Source organism: Maricaulis sp. CAU 1757 (assembly GCF_054482675.1).
In genome coordinates this window covers 256,646-274,340 of sequence record NZ_JBTLRI010000001.1, presented here as the reverse complement: position 1 = coordinate 274,340, position 17,695 = coordinate 256,646, and the positions used below count along the sequence as shown (strand labels likewise).

The following is a 17,695-nucleotide window of genomic DNA, read 5'->3' as shown; positions in this document are numbered from 1 at the left end:
GGTCGCGGAAGACAGCGGCCCGGCGCAAGTCCAGATCCCGAAGCGCCGCGGTGTCTGCACCGCGGCGTTTGCGTAACTGGGCCGAGGCCCAGATCCGGGGTGCAAGATATCGTATGGCGAACGCCGCCCGGCTGGGTGGCATGGCGATGGCCGGCATGGTGGCCGTCGCTGTCAGCGGACTTGCGGCCTTCGGTCAGCTCGATGACGTGGTGGCCTATGGCGGAGACAAGCTGGCGACACGTCTGGTGGAAGCCGGGTTTGCAGTCGACGCCGTCGACGTCACCGGCGCGCAGGGCAATGCCGCCCACACCATCGTGGCGGCGACCGGGATCCGGGCCGGGCAACCGATCTTCGCGATCAATCCGTCCGACGTGCGTGACCGCGTGGAAGCCCTCTCGACGGTTCGCAGTGCCCGGGTGGCGCGGCTGCTGCCGGACCGGGTGGCGATCGTGGTCGAGACACGTGAGGCGTTTGCGCTGTGGCAGGTCGATGGCGACCTGCACATCATCGACCGCGACGGCGTGGTGCTGGCGCCGGCCGACGTGATGAACCCGCCGCCTCTGCCGCTGGTCGTGGCCGAGGGGGCCAACGAGGCAGCAGCGCAGATCATCGAGGCGCTGGACCGTCATCCGATCGTCCGCGAACGCGTGGTTGGCGCGGTGCGGGTCGGCGAGCGACGCTGGAATTTGCGGCTCGAGAACGGAGCCGACGTGAAATTGCCGGAAGGCGATGTGTTTGCCTCGATCGCCATACTGGCGCGATTGCAGGCGGAGCGTGGTGTGCTGCGGCTGGCCGCAGAGAGTTTTGACCTGCGCGGTGATGGGGACCTGATTGTTCGGGCCCTGCCGGACCGCGTAAGTCTTCGGGAGCGTGATGCGTGAGTGTGTTTAGTTTTCTCCGGCCGGTTCAGGCCAGTCCCGTCGACGGGGTGAAGACCACCGGTGTGTGCGCCGCCCTTGATGTCGGCACCAGCAAGATCGCCTGTTTCATCGCCAAGTCGGACCAGACCGTGTCAGGCCCGCGGCCCCGCGTTGTCGGCGTAGGCCACCAGTCGAGCCGCGGCGTGCGCGCCGGCGCAGTGGTCGACATGGATGCGGCGGCGGACGCCATTCGCACGGCCGTTGAACAGGCCGAGCGCATGGCCGGGCTGGCTGTCAATTCGGTGACCGTGACCCTGTCCTCCGGACAGCCGAGCTCGACGCGCCTGGCCGCCGAGATCGACCTGCCGCAGCGCGAAGTGACTGAGCGCGAGCTGCGCCGCCTGCTCAATGGCGCACTGTCGGAATTTGCCGTCGACGACCGTGTGGTGCTGCACGCCATTCCGCTGTCCTGGTCGGTCGATGACCATCGCGGCATTCGCGATCCGCGCGGCATGTTCGGACGGACGCTGGGGGTCGAGGTACATGTCATCACCGCCGCCATTGGCCCGCTGCGCAACCTTCTGACCTGTGTCGAGCGCTGTCATTTCGACCTCAAGGGTGTGGTGGCGACGCCCTACGCCTCGGGTCTCTCGGCGCTGGCCGATGACGAGGTGCAACTGGGCGCGACGCTGATCGACATGGGCGCCGGGGCAACCACGGCCTCGGTCTTTGCCGAGGGCGCGCTGCTGCACATTGATGCGGTTCCGGTCGGAGGCTCCCATGTGACGTCGGATGTGGCCCGCGGCCTGTCGACGCCGCTGGCTGCGGCCGAGCGCCTGAAGACGCTGTACGGGTCGGCGCTGGACAGCCCTGAAGACGATCAGCAGATGATCGAGGTGCCCTCGGTCGCCGGCGAGAACGGGACGATCTACGACAGCGTTCCGCGGGCCCTGCTGAATTCCATTATCCGCCCGCGCCTGGAAGAGACATTCGAGCTGATCCGTGACCGTCTCGAGGCGGCCGGGGTCAATCACTCGGCCGGTCGCCGGCTGGTGCTGACCGGCGGGGCATCACAGCTGCCCGGCGCGGCCGAGCTGGCAGCGCGGGTGTTCGGCAAGCAGGTGCGCCGGTCCGGACCGAGCGGGGTCTCCGGTCTCGGGGATGCGGTGTCCGGTCCGGCTTTCAGTGCGGTCGCCGGGATCGTGCGGCGCGAGACGCGCGGAGCGGCTGAAGCGATTGCCGGCCCGCCGCGGCTCGGTCAGGTGCCGGTGAGTGCGCCGCGGCCGCGTCCGGATCACGCCTCCGGCCGCGCCACGGCCATGTGGCGCTGGTTCGCCGAGAGCTTCTGAGCAGGCCGGCAAGCGGGTGGTTGTCGCATAAACAATTACGAGGTGTCTGACGCGCGCGTGTGGGACAACAGGCTTCAATTCGTCCTGTTGCACCCGAGGGGGCATGCATGTCCTTCAATCGCGTCCGCTACCTGTCCGAGCTCAATTGCGTCGAGGCCGTCATTGACGGTTATGAGGACTGGCAGTCCGCGATGCAGGTCGTCGAGGAGATGATCGAGCTCGCCGAGGATCGCGACTGGGTCCGGTTCCTGATTGATTTCCGGCTCGTTGACATGCGCGTATCGGTCTCTGAAGCACCCGATATCGCGACATTTTTCGACAATCTGATGGATCAGAAGGGCGAGTTCGCCCTGCTCCTGCCCGTGGAAGCACGGGGCGAGGCGACCGTGCGATCCTTCGGCGGCAAGATGGTCGCCCTGGGGCATTCGGTTGTGTACCTGAAAACCGTCCATGAGCGGGACCTGTGGTTGCGTGACGATACCCGGCACGCGGCGGCGGGTTAACTGTAACGCGACTGCTTCCGACTGTGATTCCGGCCGAGTCCGTAGCGGTTTCGGCGGAAGAATTAACCTCGGTATTAACGCCTGCTTAAGCGTCTCGGAGCGACACTTCTCGGTGAATCGCCCTTAACCATCGCTCTCGCTAACGGGGTCCCCCAATGACGCTGAACCTCTCCATCCCTGAAACTACTGAATTACGGCCGCGTATCGTCGTTTTCGGTGTTGGCGGCGCCGGGGGAAATGCCGTCAACAACATGATCGAATCGCAACTTGAAGGCGTCGACTTTGTCGTGGCCAACACCGACGCCCAGGCCCTGACCCGGTCGAAGTCGGAAAAGCGCGTGCAAATGGGCGCTGCCATCACGGAAGGTCTCGGGGCGGGGGCCCGGCCGGAAGTGGGAGAGCAGTCGGCCGAGGATTCCATCGAGGAAATCCGCGAGCACCTCGCGGGCGCACACATGGTCTTCATCACCGCCGGCATGGGCGGCGGAACCGGCACCGGTGCGGGACCGGTCGTGGCCCGGGCCGCTCGCGAGATGGGCATCCTGACGGTCGGTGTGGTGACCAAGCCCTTCCACTTTGAAGGCTCGCGCCGCATGAAGCTGGCCGATAGCGGTATCGACCAGCTGCAGGAGCACGTCGACACGCTGATCGTGATCCCGAACCAGAACCTGTTCCGCATCGCCACGGAAAAGACCACCTTTGCCGAAGCCTTCTCGATGGCCGACCAGGTGCTGCACTCCGGCGTCCGCGGGATCACCGACCTGATGGTCATGCCGGGCCTGATCAATCTCGACTTCGCCGACGTGCGTGCGGTGATGAACGAGATGGGCAAGGCGATGATGGGCACCGGCGAAGCGAGCGGCGAAAAGCGCGCCGTGGAGGCCGCCCAGGCGGCGATCTCCAACCCGCTGCTGGACGATGTCTCGATGAAGGGCGCCACCGGCGTGCTCATCAACATCACCGGCGGCTATGACATGACCCTGTACGAGGTCGACGAAGCGGCCAACGAGATCCGCGCCGAAGTGGATCCGGAAGCCAATATCATCGTTGGCTCGACCTTCGACGAGACCATGGAAGGCTCGATGCGCGTGTCTGTTGTCGCGACCGGCATCGACGCGGAAGTCCAGCAACAGGCCGATCCGCGCAGCCGCGCCCGTTCGGCGCCGGCCGCCCCGGCCAAGCCGGAGCGCCCGCAGGCGACCAGCCCGAACGACGCCATCCTGCCCTGGAAGCGGATGAATACCGACCGCCCGGGCCGGCTGATGAATGAGGACACGCGCGGCGAGACGCGCCAGCCGACCACCGACATGCGCCCGGCCGAGCCGGCCCCGCAGCAGCCGCAAGCCCCGGTCGAGCCGGAGCCGCAGGCCCAGGCCGAGCCGATGAAGCGCGCCGTCGGCGCCGAAGACCTCAGCGATGCGATCTCCGACCGTGAGGTCGAGACCCAGCGTGACCCGTATCTTGCCGAGGTCCGCACCTCGCAGGTTGAGCACCGCGGCGAGGCTCCGCAGGTGGTTCAGGACCAGGCCCGCCTGGCCCAGGAAGCCGCCGCGCTCAATGCCCGCTACGAGCAGCGTCGTACCCAGACCGGTGCGCCGCAGCAGGCTGGCAGTGATGCCGAAGAGGGCAAGCGGGGCTTCTCGCTCTTCGGTCGACGCCGCAAGCCCATCGAGCCGGCCCCCAAGGCCGCCCCGGTGACCAAGAACACTCCGGTCCAGACCAGTCCGCGTTCCGCCTCCGGCGATCTGTTCGGTGACAGCCTGGAAGACGGTGACCTGGAAATCCCGGCCTTCCTGCGGCGCCAGGCGAACTGAGGCTCCCCGGAGCTCCTGACATGAAGAGCCCGCCGGCTGGTTCCGGCGGGCTTTTTCGTGGCTGACGCGGCGGCCCTGCCGCCAATGCTGCGCGTGCGTAACATTGCGCAACAAAGCTTTAATTGAAGCGGGACAGGGGCTGGTGTTGTGTGCAGCTGAGCGCGGCTGTCCGTGTCTCGGCGCGCGCCCCGAAACGTGTGCGCCCGTGTTCGAGTTTTTGTGTTCCTGGCAAGAGTGGCGTCACAGTGATCCATCGGCAAACCCTGGCAGCACCCGTCGTCAGCGCGGGTATCGGTCTTCACACCGGTGAGCGCGTGCGCCTGGTCCTGCGGCCGGCCTCGGCCGGTACCGGCGTCGTCTTCGTGCGCTCGGACATCAAGGATTTGCCCAACCGGGTTGCCGCACGGGCCGACGCGGTGACCGAGCTGCGCCTTGGCACCACGATTGCCAATGCGGACGGTGTGTCGGTTGCCACGGTCGAACACCTGATGGCGGCGCTGGCCGGCCTCGGTGTCGACGATGTGGTGGTCGAGGTCGACGGGCCGGAGCTTCCGGTCATGGACGGTTCGGCGGCGCCTTTCGTCGAGCTGATCAACCGCGTTGGCCTGAAGCCGCACGCCATGCCGCGACGCGCCATCCAGGTGCTCAAGCCGGTCAGCATCGAGGCCGATGACAAGCGGGCCAGCTTCCTGCCGGCCCTGCGCCCGGCCATCGAGATCGACATTTCCTTCGAGCACCAGGCGGTGGGGCGCCAGTCCTGCGTCTTCGACATCACGCCCGAGATCTTCAGCCACGACATCGCGGCTGCCCGCACCTTCGGTTTCAAGAAGGATTACGAGGCGCTGATCCAGCACGGCCTGGCCCGCGGCGGTTCGATGGACAATGCCATCGTGCTCGACGACCACGGCGTGGCCAATCCGGAAGGCCTGCGCTTTTCCGACGAGTTCGTGCGTCACAAGGCGCTCGACGCGATGGGCGATCTCTACCTCGCCGGCGCGCCGATCATCGGCCTGTATTCGGCCTCCCGCCCCGGGCATGCGCTGAACAACCAGGCGCTTCGCGCACTGCTGGATGACCGGTCCGCATGGATGTGGGTCAACATGCGCGACAGCGAGGCGGTCGATGTCGCCATGGCGCGCTCCTGACCCGGCTTTGAACGGCCGGTCACCACTTCTCACTGAACCGGCTCTTTTGCCTTTGGCAATCATCCGCTACAAACGCTGAAGAACAGGTGGTCGTCCGGCCGCCGACAAAGCTGTTGAGCCCTTGTTCCATGATGTCCTTGCCGCGTTTTACTGTGCCGCGTTTCCTTGTGCCGCTTGGCCTGTCTGCAGCCCTGGCCGCGTGTGCCAGCGGGCCTGACGCGTCCGTGGCCTATGTCGAGCGGCCGGCAGAGACGATTTACGGCGAAGCCTTCGATTCGATGGACAGTCGCGAGTTCGATCTCGCCGCGGCCCAGTTCGACGAAGTGGAACGCCAGCACCCCTATTCGGAATGGGCCCGCCGCTCGATGTTGATGGCGGCCTTCGCCAACTACCAGGCGAACAATTACGACGAGGCGATTTCCGACGCCCAGCGTTTCATCTCGCTGCACCCGGGCAATCGCAACGCGCCTTACGCCTACTACCTCATCGCCGTGAGCTATTTCGAGCAGATCGTCGATGTCGGTCGCGACCAGGCCGTGACCCGCCAGGCGCTGGACGCGCTCGAGCAGGTCGTGCGCCGTTATCCGGAAAGCCGCTATGCCACGGATGCGCGCCTGAAGATCGACATGACGCGTGACCACCTGGCGGGCAAGGAAATGGACGTCGGACGCTGGTATCTGCGCCGCCATTACCATCTTGCCGCCATCAATCGCTTCCAGAACGTGCTGCGCGATTACGGCACCACCTCGCACGTTCCCGAGGCCCTGCATCGCATCGTCGAGGCCTATGTGGCCCTGGGTGTCGATGGTGAGGCGCGTGAAGTCGCTGCCGTGCTCGGCTACAACTTCCCCGGCTCGCAGTGGTACCAGGACAGCTATGACCTGCTGACCCGCGAGGGCATCGCCACCGAGGAATTGGTTGACCATGGCGATCCGAGTTATTTCGAGCGCGCCTGGCAGCGCCTGTTCGGCTAGTCGAGGGAGCCTATCGGCTGAATGCTGCTCTCCCTTTCCATCCGCAACATTGTCCTGATCGACACGCTGGATGCTGTATTTGAGGGAGGGCTGTGTGCCCTGACCGGCGAGACCGGCGCCGGCAAGTCGATCCTGCTCGGCGCGCTGGGACTGGCCGCCGGCGAGCGCGCTGACCGCGCCCAGGTGCGCAGCGGCGCCGACGAAGCCCAGGCGATCGCCGAGTTCGACCTGCCCGACAACCATCCGGCGCGCGCCCTGCTCGACGAGGCCGGTCTGACGGTGGAGCCGGGTGAGGCGCTGATCCTGCGTCGGCGGCTGGCCGAGGACGGTCGCAGCCGGGCCCATGTCAATGATCAGCCCGCCAGTATCGGCCTGCTGCGGCAGCTTGGCGATGTCCTCGTCGAGGTGCACGGCCAGCATGACGGCCGCGGCCTGATGGATCCCAGATCCCATCGCCAGTATCTCGACCGCTATGCGGGTCATGACGCCCTGCTGGCGGCGACCCGGCGCACCTGGCGCGACCTGGCCGAGGCACGCAAGCGCAGTGAAGCGCTGCGCCAGCACCAGGAAAGCTCGGATGAGGAACGCGATTTTCTCAACCACGCGCTCGAGGAATTGGACCGTCTGCGTCCCGAAGCCGGCGAGGAAGAGGCGCTGTCCGAGGAGCGCCAGTTTTTACAAGGCGCGGAGCGGGCGCTTGGTGACCTGCAGTCGGCTCAGGAAGCGCTGGCCGGGGAGGGCGGCGGCCTGGAGGGCCGGCTCAATGCCGCGCTGCGCGGACTGGAGCGCGTGCGTGAGCATATCGGTACGGGCGGCGGCAAGGCGGGCGAGGCGCTCGAGCGCGCGGCCACAGCCATCGACAGGGCGCTGATCGAGTTCAACGAGGCGGAAGACGCGCTGGGCGATGCGGCCGAGGCGTTCGATGTCGAGCCGGGCCGGCTCGACCAGGTCGAGGAGCGGTTGTTTGCACTGCGTGGCCTGGCCCGAAAACACCACGTTTCGGTCGAGGAGCTGGCGGCGCTGCACGAGACATTGTCCGAGCAGCTGGATGCGATCGAGAACGCGTCCGAGCGGCTGGCCGAGGCCGACAAGGCGGTGGCAGCCGCGCAGGCGCTTTATGACGACGCGGCGCATGCCCTGACCCGCAGTCGCACCGCAGCAGCCAAGAAGCTGGCCGAGACGGTCGAGGCCGAGCTGGCGCCGCTCAAAATGGACAAGGCGCGCTTTCGCGTGGCCCTGGTGACCGACCCGGAGCGCGCCGGCCCGGAGGGAAGCGACCAGGTGGCGTTCGAGGTTTCCACCAATCCCGGCTCGCCCTTCGGTGCGCTGGACAAGATCGCCTCAGGTGGCGAGCTGTCGCGCTTCGGGCTGGCACTGAAAGTGGCACTGGCCGATGGCGATGACGGCCTGGTCATGGTGTTTGACGAGGTTGACCAGGGCGTCGGCGGGGCCGTGGCCGACGCCGTCGGGCGGCGTTTGAAGCGGTTGGCAGAAACCGGTCAGACCCTGGTCGTCACGCATTCCCCGCAAGTTGCAGCCCTGGCCGACCATCACTGGAAGATCGTCAAGCAGGATGACGGGGCGGGCGGCGTGCGCACCACCCTGGTCAAGCTGGACGGGGCCGAGCGCCGAGAGGAAATTGCCCGAATGCTGTCCGGTGCCGCGGTCACCGAGGCCGCCCGGGCGCAGGCGGACGCCTTGATGGCGGTGGAGGCCTGAAGCCGGTCTGCCACCGGTCCTGCGGTGAAACTGCAACTGATATGCAATTAAATTCATGAAGGCGGCTTTCTGCGATTGACTTGCAGGTGCGATCCATTATCCACGCTGGAAACGCTCTCCAGTCGAGGAATTAGTCCATGCGTATCTGTCTGTCGGCCCTTCTCGCCAGCGCCGCCACGTCCGCCCTTGTGGCCGGCGTCGCCCACGCCGATCCGTCCGCCGATCTCGATGTCATCACGGTCAATGGCCGCTTCCTGTCGCTCGACCAGATCAATGCGGTGAAGACTCCGACCCCGATCATCGACGTTCCGCAGAGCCTGTCGATCATCTCGGAAGCCCAGATCGAGAACCAGGCGTTCAATGATCTCGGAGACGTGCTGCGCTATACGCCGGGTCTGTCGATCAGCCAGGGCGAGGGGCACCGCGACGCCATCAATATCCGCGGCAACCAGACCACGGCCGACTTCTTCCTCAATGGCTTGCGCGATGACGTGCAGTATTACCGCCCGCTCTACAATGTGGCCCAGATCGAGATCCTGCGCGGCTCCAACGCACTGCTGTTCGGCCGCGGTGGCGGCGGGGGCGTGATCAACCGGGTGACCAAGTCGGCCATTGTCGGCGAGACCTTCGCCGACGCGGCAGCCAGCATCGACACGTTCGGCGCCCATGCATTGAGCGGGGACGTCAATATGGCCCTCGGCAATGAAGCGGCTCTGCGGGTCAATGGCTTCTACGAGCACCTCGACAATCACCGCGACGCCTTTGATGGCGAGCGCTACGGCTTCAACCCGACCGCAACCTTCGAGCTGAGCCCGCAGACCACGCTCAATCTCTATTACGAGTATCTCAATGACGATCGCGGCGTGGATCGCGGTGTGCCGTCGGTTTCTGTCGCCGGCCAGCCGGACATTCCGCTTGCCGGGCAGCGGGACACCTTCTTCGGATCGCCCGAACACAATCTGACCACGCTGGAAGCACACATCGTGCGGGCCCGCGTCGACCATGATTTCAACGGTGCCCTGCGCGGAAATCTGACCGCCCAGTTCGCCGATTACGACAAGCTTTACCAGAACCTCTACCCGGCCGGTTTCGACAGCTTCGCGGCGCCGCAGACGGTCACGCTGGACGGCTACCAGGACATCACGGCGCGTCAGAATGCGCTGATCCAGGGCAATCTGGTCGGCGAGTTCGCCACCGGCGCCTTCTCGCACACCCTGCTGGTCGGTGCCGAGTATGGCGACCAGTCGACCGACAATGCGCGCAATGACAACCGCTTTGCCGCCAATAATGACGACCAGATCACCATCGCCTTCACCGACCCGCTGGTGATCCCGGCGTTCTCCTTCTCGGCTCCGGCACGCGACCGCTCGTCCGAGGTGGAGACGATGTCGCTGTACATCCAGGACCAGGTCGACATCACCGAGCAGCTCAAGGTCGTGGCCGGCCTGCGCTTTGACCGCTTCGATGTCTCGGTGCTGGACCGCCAGGCCATTTCGGCTAGCGATGACGGTCGGCGCAGCCGTGTCGACGAGGAAGTGTCGCCGCGCTTTGGCGTGATCTACAAGCCGGCCGACAATGTTTCCATTTACGCCAGCTATGCGGAAACCTTCCTGCCGAGTTCGGGCGACCAGTTCCTGACCCTGAGCCGGACCAGCGAGGACATCCAGCCGCAGGTCTACGAGAACACCGAGCTGGGCCTGAAGTGGGACATCAATTCCGATCTCAGCCTGACCACTGCGGTGTTCGAGCTGGAGCAGGGCCTGTTCACCACAGTTGATCCGGACGATCCGTCGACGGTCATCACGGTGCCCGGCAGCACCACGCGCGGCTATGAGGTCCAGCTGACCGGCAAGATCAGCGACACCTGGTTCCTCAATGCCGGCTATTCCTACCTTGATGGTGAAGTCGATGGCGGCAGCTTTGCCGGCAATGAGACGCGTCAGACGCCCGAGCACATGATCTCGCTGTGGAATGAGTATGCTGCCACTGACCGGCTGACCCTGGCTCTCGGCATGACCCATCAGGCGGCCTATTTCGTGCGCGAAGACAATGCCGTCGAGGTCCCGGCCTACACGCGGGTGGATGCGGCTGTGTACTACGAGCTGAGCGATGTGACGCGCGTGCAGCTCAATGTCGAGAACCTGCTGGACGACGAGTATTTCCCCGACGCTCACAGCAATGACAACATCTCGACCGGTGCGCCGACCAATGCGCGCCTGACCGTGCGGCACCGCTTCTAGGCGGCTGGCCATCTGGCACAAGGAGGCGGCGGTTCCTGCGGGGCCGCCGCCTTTTTTGTGACCCGGGCTGGATCCGGGAAGACGTGCACCCGCGCCGCAGCACAGTGTCGACCTCGAGACAAAACTGCCGCAAATATAGGCGCGAGGCAGCGGACGGAACCGGACAATGAGCGCTCTCAAGGACGTGGATCAGCTCAGCGCCAGCGAGGCGCGCCAGGAGCATGCCCGCCTGGCCCGCGAAATCGCTAAGCACGACAAGGCCTACTACCAGGACGACGCGCCGAAGATCTCCGACGCCGTGTATGACCAGCTGCGCCGGCGCCTCGAAGGGATCGAGGCGGTGTTTCCCGAACTGATGGGCGCTGACAGCCCGTCGCGCCAGGTCGGTGCCGCACCGGCCAGCAAGTTCGGCACGATCACCCATGCAGTCCCGATGCTGTCTCTGGGCAATGCCTTCAGCGATGACGAGGTGGCCGAGTTCATCGGCCGGGTCCGGCGTTTCCTCGGGCTGGAGGACGGGGCGCCGGTGCATGTCACGGCGGAGCCGAAGATCGACGGGCTCTCAGCCTCGATCCGCTATGAAAACGGCCAGCTCAAGCACGCCGCTACGCGCGGTGACGGTCTCACCGGTGAAGACGTCACGGCCAACATCCTGACGCTTGACGATATCCCGCAATCCCTACCGGGGACGGACTGGCCGTCAGTGCTGGAAGTGCGCGGCGAAGTCTACATGTCGCATGACGATTTCGCCGATCTCAACAGGCGGCAGGAAGAAGCGGGCAAGCCGGCCTACAAGAATCCGCGCAATGCGGCCGCCGGCTCACTGCGGCAGATCGATGCGCGCATGACGGCGCAGCGCCCCCTGCGTTTCTTTGCCTACGCCTGGGGCGAGGTCTCCGAGCCGCTGGCCGACACCCAGTGGGGCGCGGTCGAGCGGCTCGGCGCACTCGGTTTTCCGACCAATCCGCTGATGCGATTGTGCGAGAGCGCCGAGGGCCTTCTGGAAGTCTATCGCGACATCGAGGCCCAGCGGTCCGAGCTCGGCTATGACATCGACGGCGTGGTGTACAAGGTCGACCGGCTCGACTGGCAGGAGCGGCTGGGATTTGTCGCCCGCGCCCCACGCTGGGCCATTGCCCACAAATTCCCGGCCGAGCAGGCGACCACGACGCTGGAGGCCATCGACATCCAGGTTGGCCGGACCGGCGCGCTGACCCCGGTGGCACGGCTCGCCCCGGTGACGGTCGGCGGCGTGGTGGTCTCGAACGCGACGCTGCACAATCAGGACGAGCTTGAGCGCAAGGACGTACGCCTCGGCGACAAGGTGGTGATCCAGCGCGCCGGCGACGTCATCCCGCAGATCGTCCGGGTGGTCGACCGCGACCGAGCCGATCGGCCGGAACCCTACGCCTTTCCCACCGAGTGCCCGGTTTGCGGCAGCCAGGCGGTGCGCGAGCACGATCCCAAGACCGGCAAGCTGGACGCGGTGCGGCGTTGTACCGGCGGGCTGATCTGCCCGGCCCAGGTCAAGGAGCGCCTGAAGCACTTCGTGTCACGCAAGGCGTTCGACATTGAGGGGCTCGGGACGCGGCAGATCGAGGACTTCCACGGCGAGGGCCTGGTCACCGAGCCGGCGGAGATATTTACCCTGAAGGCGCGCAACGCGGCCGGCCAGGTCACGCCGCCGCTGCAGGAGCGCGAGGGCTATGGCGAGACCAGCGTGGCCAATCTTTTCGCTGCCATCGAGGCGCGTCGAACGATCGGGCTGGGGCGTTTCCTCAACGCGCTGGGCATCCGCCATGTCGGCGAGAACACGGCGCAATTGCTGGCCCGGTCCTACGGCAGCTGGACGGCGTTCCGGCAGGCCTGTGAACAGCTTGCCGGCAGCGCGGCGCGCGAGGAGATGCTGGCCATTGACGGTATCGGCGAGGCCGCGGTGGAAGCCCTCCAGCAGTATTTCGAGGAGGCGCACAACCGCGCCATGCTCGACCGGCTGGTTGCCAAGCTGAGGATCGAGGACGCGGCAGCGCCGGCCAGTGACAGCCCTGTTGCGGGCAAGACGGTGGTGTTCACCGGGACGCTGGAGCGCATGACACGCGATGAAGCCAAGGCCAAGGCGCAGGCGCTGGGTGCCAAGGTGGCCGGTTCGGTGTCGGGCAAGACGAACTATCTGGTGGCAGGGCCGGGGGCCGGCTCAAAGGCCAAGAAGGCGGCCGAGCTGGGAGTCGAGACGCTGAGCGAGGACGACTGGTTCAAGCTGATCGGCGAGACGGCGGGCTGAGCGCACCAGATGCCTGCTGGTCCTGACGCTCGGCCAGTTCGTGCAGGAAGTGCTGCAGTGCGTCGAGGCGCAGCGGCTTTGCAAGATAGCCATCGAACAGGTCGATGCCGGTCAGCTTGTCCGCCTCGCCCCGGCTGACCGCGGACACGGCGACGATTTCCATGAGCTGGGGCGGAAAATCCCGGCGCATGATGCGGGCAGCCTCGACGCCATCCATGACCGGCATCTGCAAATCCATGAAGACCAGGTCCGGCCGGGTTGAACGGCAAAACTCGAACGCCTCCTCGGCGCTCAGGGCGGACGCGATATCGAGCGGCCCGTCATCACTCATCACCTGTTCGAGCAGGGCGCGCAGCACAACATGATTGGTCGCGACATCGTCAACGATCAGGACGGTTTCCAGCCTGGGGCGTCGCAAGGGGCGCGCCGGTGCGCTGCTCCGGGCGGGTGCCAGCACGCCGGGCGCGAGGTCGAGCGCAAGCCTGAATGTCGTGCCGCTGCCCGGGCGCGAGCTGGCGGTCAGATCGCCGCCCATCAGGCGGGCCAGCTGGCGGCTGATCGACAGGCCCAGACCGGTGCCGCCATATTGTCTCGTGATCGATGAATCGGCCTGGCTGAAAGCTTCGAATATGTGGTCGAGCCGGTCGGCGCTTATCCCGACGCCGGTATCGTGCACCTCAAAGCAGGTGGGCAGGGTCCCCGCTGGGGTGGGGGCTGACTGGGAGACCCGGATATCGATGCCGCCGGAGGCCGTGAACTTGATGGCGTTGGACAGCAGGTTGTTGAGCACCTGACGGGTGCGCAGGGGATCGCCACGCACAACGCGTTCCGTCAGCCCGGCGGTATCGATGCTGAAGGCCAGGCCTTTCTCTTCCGCCTGCGAGATCCACGCGGCCCCGGTGCGGTCCACGAGATCGTGCAGGTCGTAATCGACCTGTTCCACCTGCAGCTGGCCCACCTCGATCTTGGACTGGTCGAGAAGCTCGTCGAGCAGTTGCAGGAGGGTGGCGCCGGACTGGCGGATCAGGTCAAGCCGGCCCTGCTGCTCAACCGGCAGGCCGCCAACACGGTCCATCACGTCGGCCATGCCCAGCATGCCGTTGAGGGGGGTGCGGACTTCATGACCGACATTGGCGAGGAATTCGGTTTTGGCACGCTGGGCGGCCCGACTGTCGGCGAGCGCTTGGGCCAGCTCCCTATTGCCGCGCTCGAGCCGGCTTTCCGCATGTCGCGATATCGAGCGCAGGATGGAGGAGATCATCACCACGAACAGGCAGGCAAAGGCGAAGGCGAGGCAGGTCGCGGTCAGCGGGTAGGCCAGCGTGCCCTGATAGCTTTCGGCGAGGCGGATCACCGAACCGAAGAACGCGATGGCGAGCGGTACGATCCACAGCAAGCTGCGGGGTCCCCAGAAGTGATAGAAGCCGAGAATGATGCTGGGCAGGTAGGCGGCAGCCGGCGGCACGAGGCCGCGATTGCCGAGGACGGCCAGCCCGTAGGTCAGCGTGATGAGCACGGCGATGGTGGTCATGGTCACGCCCGGCCGGCGCAGGACCAGGCCGACAATCCCACTCAGCAAGATCAGGATGCCGCTGGCCAAGGTCAGGGCGACCATGCCCGGACGGCCCTCGCCGGTGACGTGCAGCAGACTTGCGTTGAACAGGGCGAGCAGGGCCAGCAGGATGGAGAAGGCAAACGCCAGACGGCCCCGGAGGGCTGCTTCCAGCTCCCGGTCCGTATCCTGACCGGTCAAGCGGTCGACATGGACCCAAATGTCCACCAGGCACCTCCTGTGCTGGCAGTCAGTCTGGCGGGCCCGCCCTTAACGCTTTGCTCCGCCTTCAGTCATTTCTGATGACCTGGTCGTCGACCCGGCGATACACACCGTCGATGGGCATGTCGCCACCGCGTGCTTCCAGGTAGGCGAGGAGTACGCCCTTGAGGCGGTCCCAGTCATCGACGCGGCAGTAGCCGCTTTCCTCTTCGATGGGCGTGGTGACGTCCCAGTGGTCGCGGATGGCGCTGTCGAGATCGGCGCAACGCGGGTGGTGGTAGGTGATGGTGCGGCCGTTCTCGTGCACGTAGAGCAGGCCGTAGAGCCAGTGATTGTCGTCACGCCTCATGCCGACATAAAGCGCTCCGTCAAGTTGGCGCAGGCGCACGCCTTCGTGCGGGAAATCAGCCATGTCCGAGACATAAAAGCCGCCACGGTGCTCGATTTCGCCCGACCACATGTCGTAGTCGAAGGCGCGACCGTCAGGGTGGTGCGGACGGTGGGCGTAGACGCCTTCGCTGATCGGGAAGTCGGCCCGGAAGCGGCCGATCAGCGCGTCTTCCGAATAAAAGCAGCCGCCCAGCAGGGCGGCTGCAATCAACACCACAAGGGGGCGCACTAGGGCGTGGCTCCCAGGAAGGACTCGGTCGCCTTGACCAGCCAGTCGGCGACTTCGCCGGTGACGTGCGGCAGGATGCGTGTGCGCACCTCGCGGTGATAGTCGTCGAGCCATTGCAGCTCGGCCGGAGTGAGCAAATGGGTGTCGACCAGGCGGCGGTGGATCGGCGCCATGGTCAGGGTCTCGAAACCAAGCATCGGCCGGTCGCCGCCCTCGGGCACCTCGGGGTCGGTGACGACCTGCAGGTTCTCGATGCGGATGCCATAGCCGTCGGCCTTGTAATAGCCCGGCTCGTTGGACACGATCATGCCCGGCTCGAGCGGCACCGAATTGGGCGCCTTGGCGATGCGCTGCGGGCCTTCGTGCACGCCCAGGAAGCTGCCGACGCCATGGCCGGTGCCGTGGTCATAGTCGAACCCGGCCATCCACAGCGGTTGGCGCGCCAGCACGTCCAGCTGGGTGCCGGTCGTACCCTTGGGGAAGCGGATCATCGACAGGGCGATATGGCCCTTGAGGACGCGCGTGAACTGGGTGCGCATCTCCGCCGTCGGATCGCCGATCGGCACGGTGCGGGTGATGTCCGTGGTGCCGTCCGGGTACTGGCCGCCACTGTCGACGAGGTAGAGCGATCCGGGCACCAGTTTCAGATTGGTGTCCTCGGAGACGCGATAGTGGGCGAAGGCGCCATTGCCCTGGGCTCCGGAGATGGTGTCGAAGGACAAATCGCGTAGTTCCGGCAGCTCCTTGCGCAGGCTTTCCAGCTTGCGGGCCGCCTCGATCTCGTCGACCTCGCCGGTCTGGGCGGCGGTATCGAGCCAGTGCAGGAAGCGGGCGATGGCCGCCCCGTCGCGGATGTGGGCGCGGCGCGAGCCTTCCACTTCGGCGGCGTTCTTCTGGGCCTTGGGACGCATCACCGGGTCTTCCAGCTCCTGCACCTTGGCGCCGCCGGTCTTGAGCGTTTTCAGCACCCAGGCCGAGGCCGTGGTGGGGTCGACGCGGACGGTTTTGCCTTCAAGCTCCTTCAGGCCGGCGCCGAACTCGCTTTCCGGGCGCAGGGCGACCTGGTTGCCGAGATGGGCACGGGTCTCGTCACCGATCTTGTCGGGGTCGACGAAGAAGGTGGCGGTGCCGTCCTTGTGGATCAGGGCGGCCGACAGCGGCAGGGGCGAGCGCGAGACATCGCCGCCGCGGACATTGAACAGCCAGGCAATCGAGGGCGGCGCGGTGATCACCGCCGCGTCGGCGCCGCCGCGCTTGATGGCGATGCCTATGCGGGTGCGCTTGGAGGCGTGGTCCTCGCCGGCGAACTCCATCGGGTGCGGCACGACCTCGGCCTTGGGCGCGGCCGGGCGGTCGGTCCAGGCCTTGTCGACCGGGTTCTCGTCAACCGAAACCAGCTCGACGCCGGCACGCATGGCGGCAGTCTCGATGCGCTTGAGGGCGGCGGGCGAGTGCAGGCGGGCATCATAGCCGATGCGCTCGCCCTCGCGGCCATTGTCCTGGATCCAGCCATACAGGCCCTGTTCGACCAGGTCGGCATACTCGAAAATGTCGCCATCGACCTGGTTCTTGACCTGCAGCGTGTAGCGGCCGTCGACGAAGACGGCGGCACGGTCCTTCATGACGATGGCGGCGCCGGCCGAACCGGAGAAACCGGTGGCCCACAGCAGGCGCTCATTGCAGTCGGGCAGGTACTCGTTGTCGTACTCGTCCTCGTGCGGAATCAGGAAACCGTCCAGGCCGAGCGCGTCGAGCGCGGCGCGGATCTTGGGGACATTCTCGCGACCGTAATGCGGGCCGCCCTTGGCGTCGAAAGTCTGGGAAATCATCTGGGTCATGGAGCGGAAGGTATGCTCGTGCGGGGTCCCGTTCAATGGTCGTCCCCAGAGCCCTGCATTCCTGCAAGGCTGCCCTGCTGAAGCACGACTTCGCAAGCCGGTCGAAGGGGATCAGAAGGTGCGCCCCGGTGGTCCTGATTAACGGAGTGATGACCATGCTTTACGGCCTCGACGACCTCAACCGCAATGGCGGCGACATGCTGTCGCGCTCGATGAACCGCTCGCGCGCCCGGACCGGTGTGCGTGTGCTGCCGCGGACCACGGATGTGGACGGGTTTCTGAGTGCGTGCGGGTTTCGCGGCAAGCGGAAGTAGGGCCTGGCGGGTCCGGTCGAGTTCTGTTCGGCTTGAACGGCGCGTCGGGGTCCCGGACTTTCGCCCCGCCTTCGCGGGGCATGCATCCGGGATGACAGCCCTTCACAAGGGTTCCCCATCGAAAGGACGCGCCTCTGCGCGGAAAGGTCCATTGATCTCTTGTCAGCCAGCGGGCCTCAGTCAGCTTTCCAGGTCAAGGGCGCGCACCCCCGCTCCGCGGGTATACCCCTTGACCTGGAAAGCTGACTGAGGCGACATCTCGGCA

General features: G+C 66.1%; 13 protein-coding genes. 10 read left to right on the top strand and 3 right to left on the bottom strand.

Annotated elements, in window-relative coordinates:
* Positions 1-113 precede the first annotated feature (113 nt).
* From ACXYMR_RS01320 to ligA, 9 genes are all read left to right on the top strand, one after another.
* Positions 114-881 (top strand): cell division protein FtsQ/DivIB, encoded by a 768-nt coding sequence (locus tag ACXYMR_RS01320; RefSeq protein ID WP_458940942.1) that lies wholly within the window; start codon positions 114-116, stop codon positions 879-881.
* Complete coding sequence (gene ftsA, locus ACXYMR_RS01315; protein WP_458940941.1) at positions 878-2,209, top strand: cell division protein FtsA; 1,332 nt, start codon at positions 878-880, stop codon at positions 2,207-2,209. Before ACXYMR_RS01320 ends, ftsA begins: the two co-directional genes overlap by 4 nt.
* 107 nt (positions 2,210-2,316) lie before the next feature.
* A complete protein-coding gene (locus ACXYMR_RS01310; RefSeq protein ID WP_458940940.1) occupies positions 2,317-2,712 on the top strand; it encodes a hypothetical protein in 396 nt (131 codons plus the stop codon).
* A 155-nt stretch (positions 2,713-2,867) separates the two neighbouring features.
* Positions 2,868-4,526 (top strand): cell division protein FtsZ, encoded by a 1,659-nt coding sequence (ftsZ, locus tag ACXYMR_RS01305; RefSeq protein WP_458940939.1) that lies wholly within the window; start codon positions 2,868-2,870, stop codon positions 4,524-4,526.
* A 245-nt stretch (positions 4,527-4,771) separates the two neighbouring features.
* Positions 4,772-5,671: a UDP-3-O-acyl-N-acetylglucosamine deacetylase gene (gene lpxC, locus ACXYMR_RS01300; protein WP_458940938.1), complete on the top strand. Its 900-nt coding sequence runs from the start codon at positions 4,772-4,774 to the stop codon at positions 5,669-5,671.
* A gap of 131 nt (positions 5,672-5,802) precedes the next feature.
* Positions 5,803-6,645 carry an outer membrane protein assembly factor BamD gene (locus ACXYMR_RS01295; protein WP_458941909.1) on the top strand — a complete coding sequence of 281 codons (843 nt, stop codon included), beginning with the start codon at positions 5,803-5,805 and terminating at the stop codon, positions 6,643-6,645.
* Positions 6,646-6,666: 21 nt separating this feature from the next.
* The gene (gene recN, locus ACXYMR_RS01290) at positions 6,667-8,364 is read left to right on the top strand and encodes a DNA repair protein RecN (protein ID WP_458940937.1); all 1,698 of its coding nucleotides are present in this window, start codon (positions 6,667-6,669) and stop codon (positions 8,362-8,364) included.
* A gap of 137 nt (positions 8,365-8,501) precedes the next feature.
* Positions 8,502-10,604: a TonB-dependent receptor gene (locus tag ACXYMR_RS01285; RefSeq protein WP_458940936.1), complete on the top strand. Its 2,103-nt coding sequence runs from the start codon at positions 8,502-8,504 to the stop codon at positions 10,602-10,604.
* 166 nt (positions 10,605-10,770) lie between these two features.
* Positions 10,771-12,885, top strand: coding sequence for an NAD-dependent DNA ligase LigA (ligA, locus tag ACXYMR_RS01280; RefSeq protein ID WP_458940935.1), 2,115 nt, complete (start codon positions 10,771-10,773; stop codon positions 12,883-12,885).
* On the opposite strand, the gene ACXYMR_RS01275 is transcribed toward ligA, so the two are convergent.
* The 3 genes from ACXYMR_RS01275 to ACXYMR_RS01265 all read right to left on the bottom strand — a co-directional run bounded on the left by ACXYMR_RS01275 (position 12,857) and on the right by ACXYMR_RS01265 (position 17,116).
* Positions 12,857-14,665 carry a hybrid sensor histidine kinase/response regulator gene (locus ACXYMR_RS01275; RefSeq protein ID WP_458940934.1) on the bottom strand — a complete coding sequence of 603 codons (1,809 nt, stop codon included), beginning with the start codon at positions 14,663-14,665 and terminating at the stop codon, positions 12,857-12,859. The two genes, ligA and ACXYMR_RS01275, sit on opposite strands and share 29 nt — an antisense overlap.
* Before the next feature lie 61 nt (positions 14,666-14,726).
* Positions 14,727-15,278 (bottom strand): hypothetical protein, encoded by a 552-nt coding sequence (locus ACXYMR_RS01270; protein ID WP_458940933.1) that lies wholly within the window; start codon positions 15,276-15,278, stop codon positions 14,727-14,729.
* Positions 15,278-17,116 carry an aminopeptidase P family protein gene (locus ACXYMR_RS01265; protein WP_458940932.1) on the bottom strand — a complete coding sequence of 613 codons (1,839 nt, stop codon included), beginning with the start codon at positions 17,114-17,116 and terminating at the stop codon, positions 15,278-15,280. The genes ACXYMR_RS01270 and ACXYMR_RS01265 overlap by 1 nt, the downstream gene beginning before the upstream one ends.
* A 149-nt stretch (positions 17,117-17,265) precedes the next feature.
* Here ACXYMR_RS01265 and ACXYMR_RS01260 point away from each other — a divergent pair, with 149 nt between their 5' ends.
* Positions 17,266-17,430, top strand: a complete 165-nt coding sequence (locus ACXYMR_RS01260; protein ID WP_458940931.1) for a hypothetical protein — start codon at positions 17,266-17,268, stop codon at positions 17,428-17,430.
* Positions 17,431-17,695: the final 265 nt, after the last annotated feature.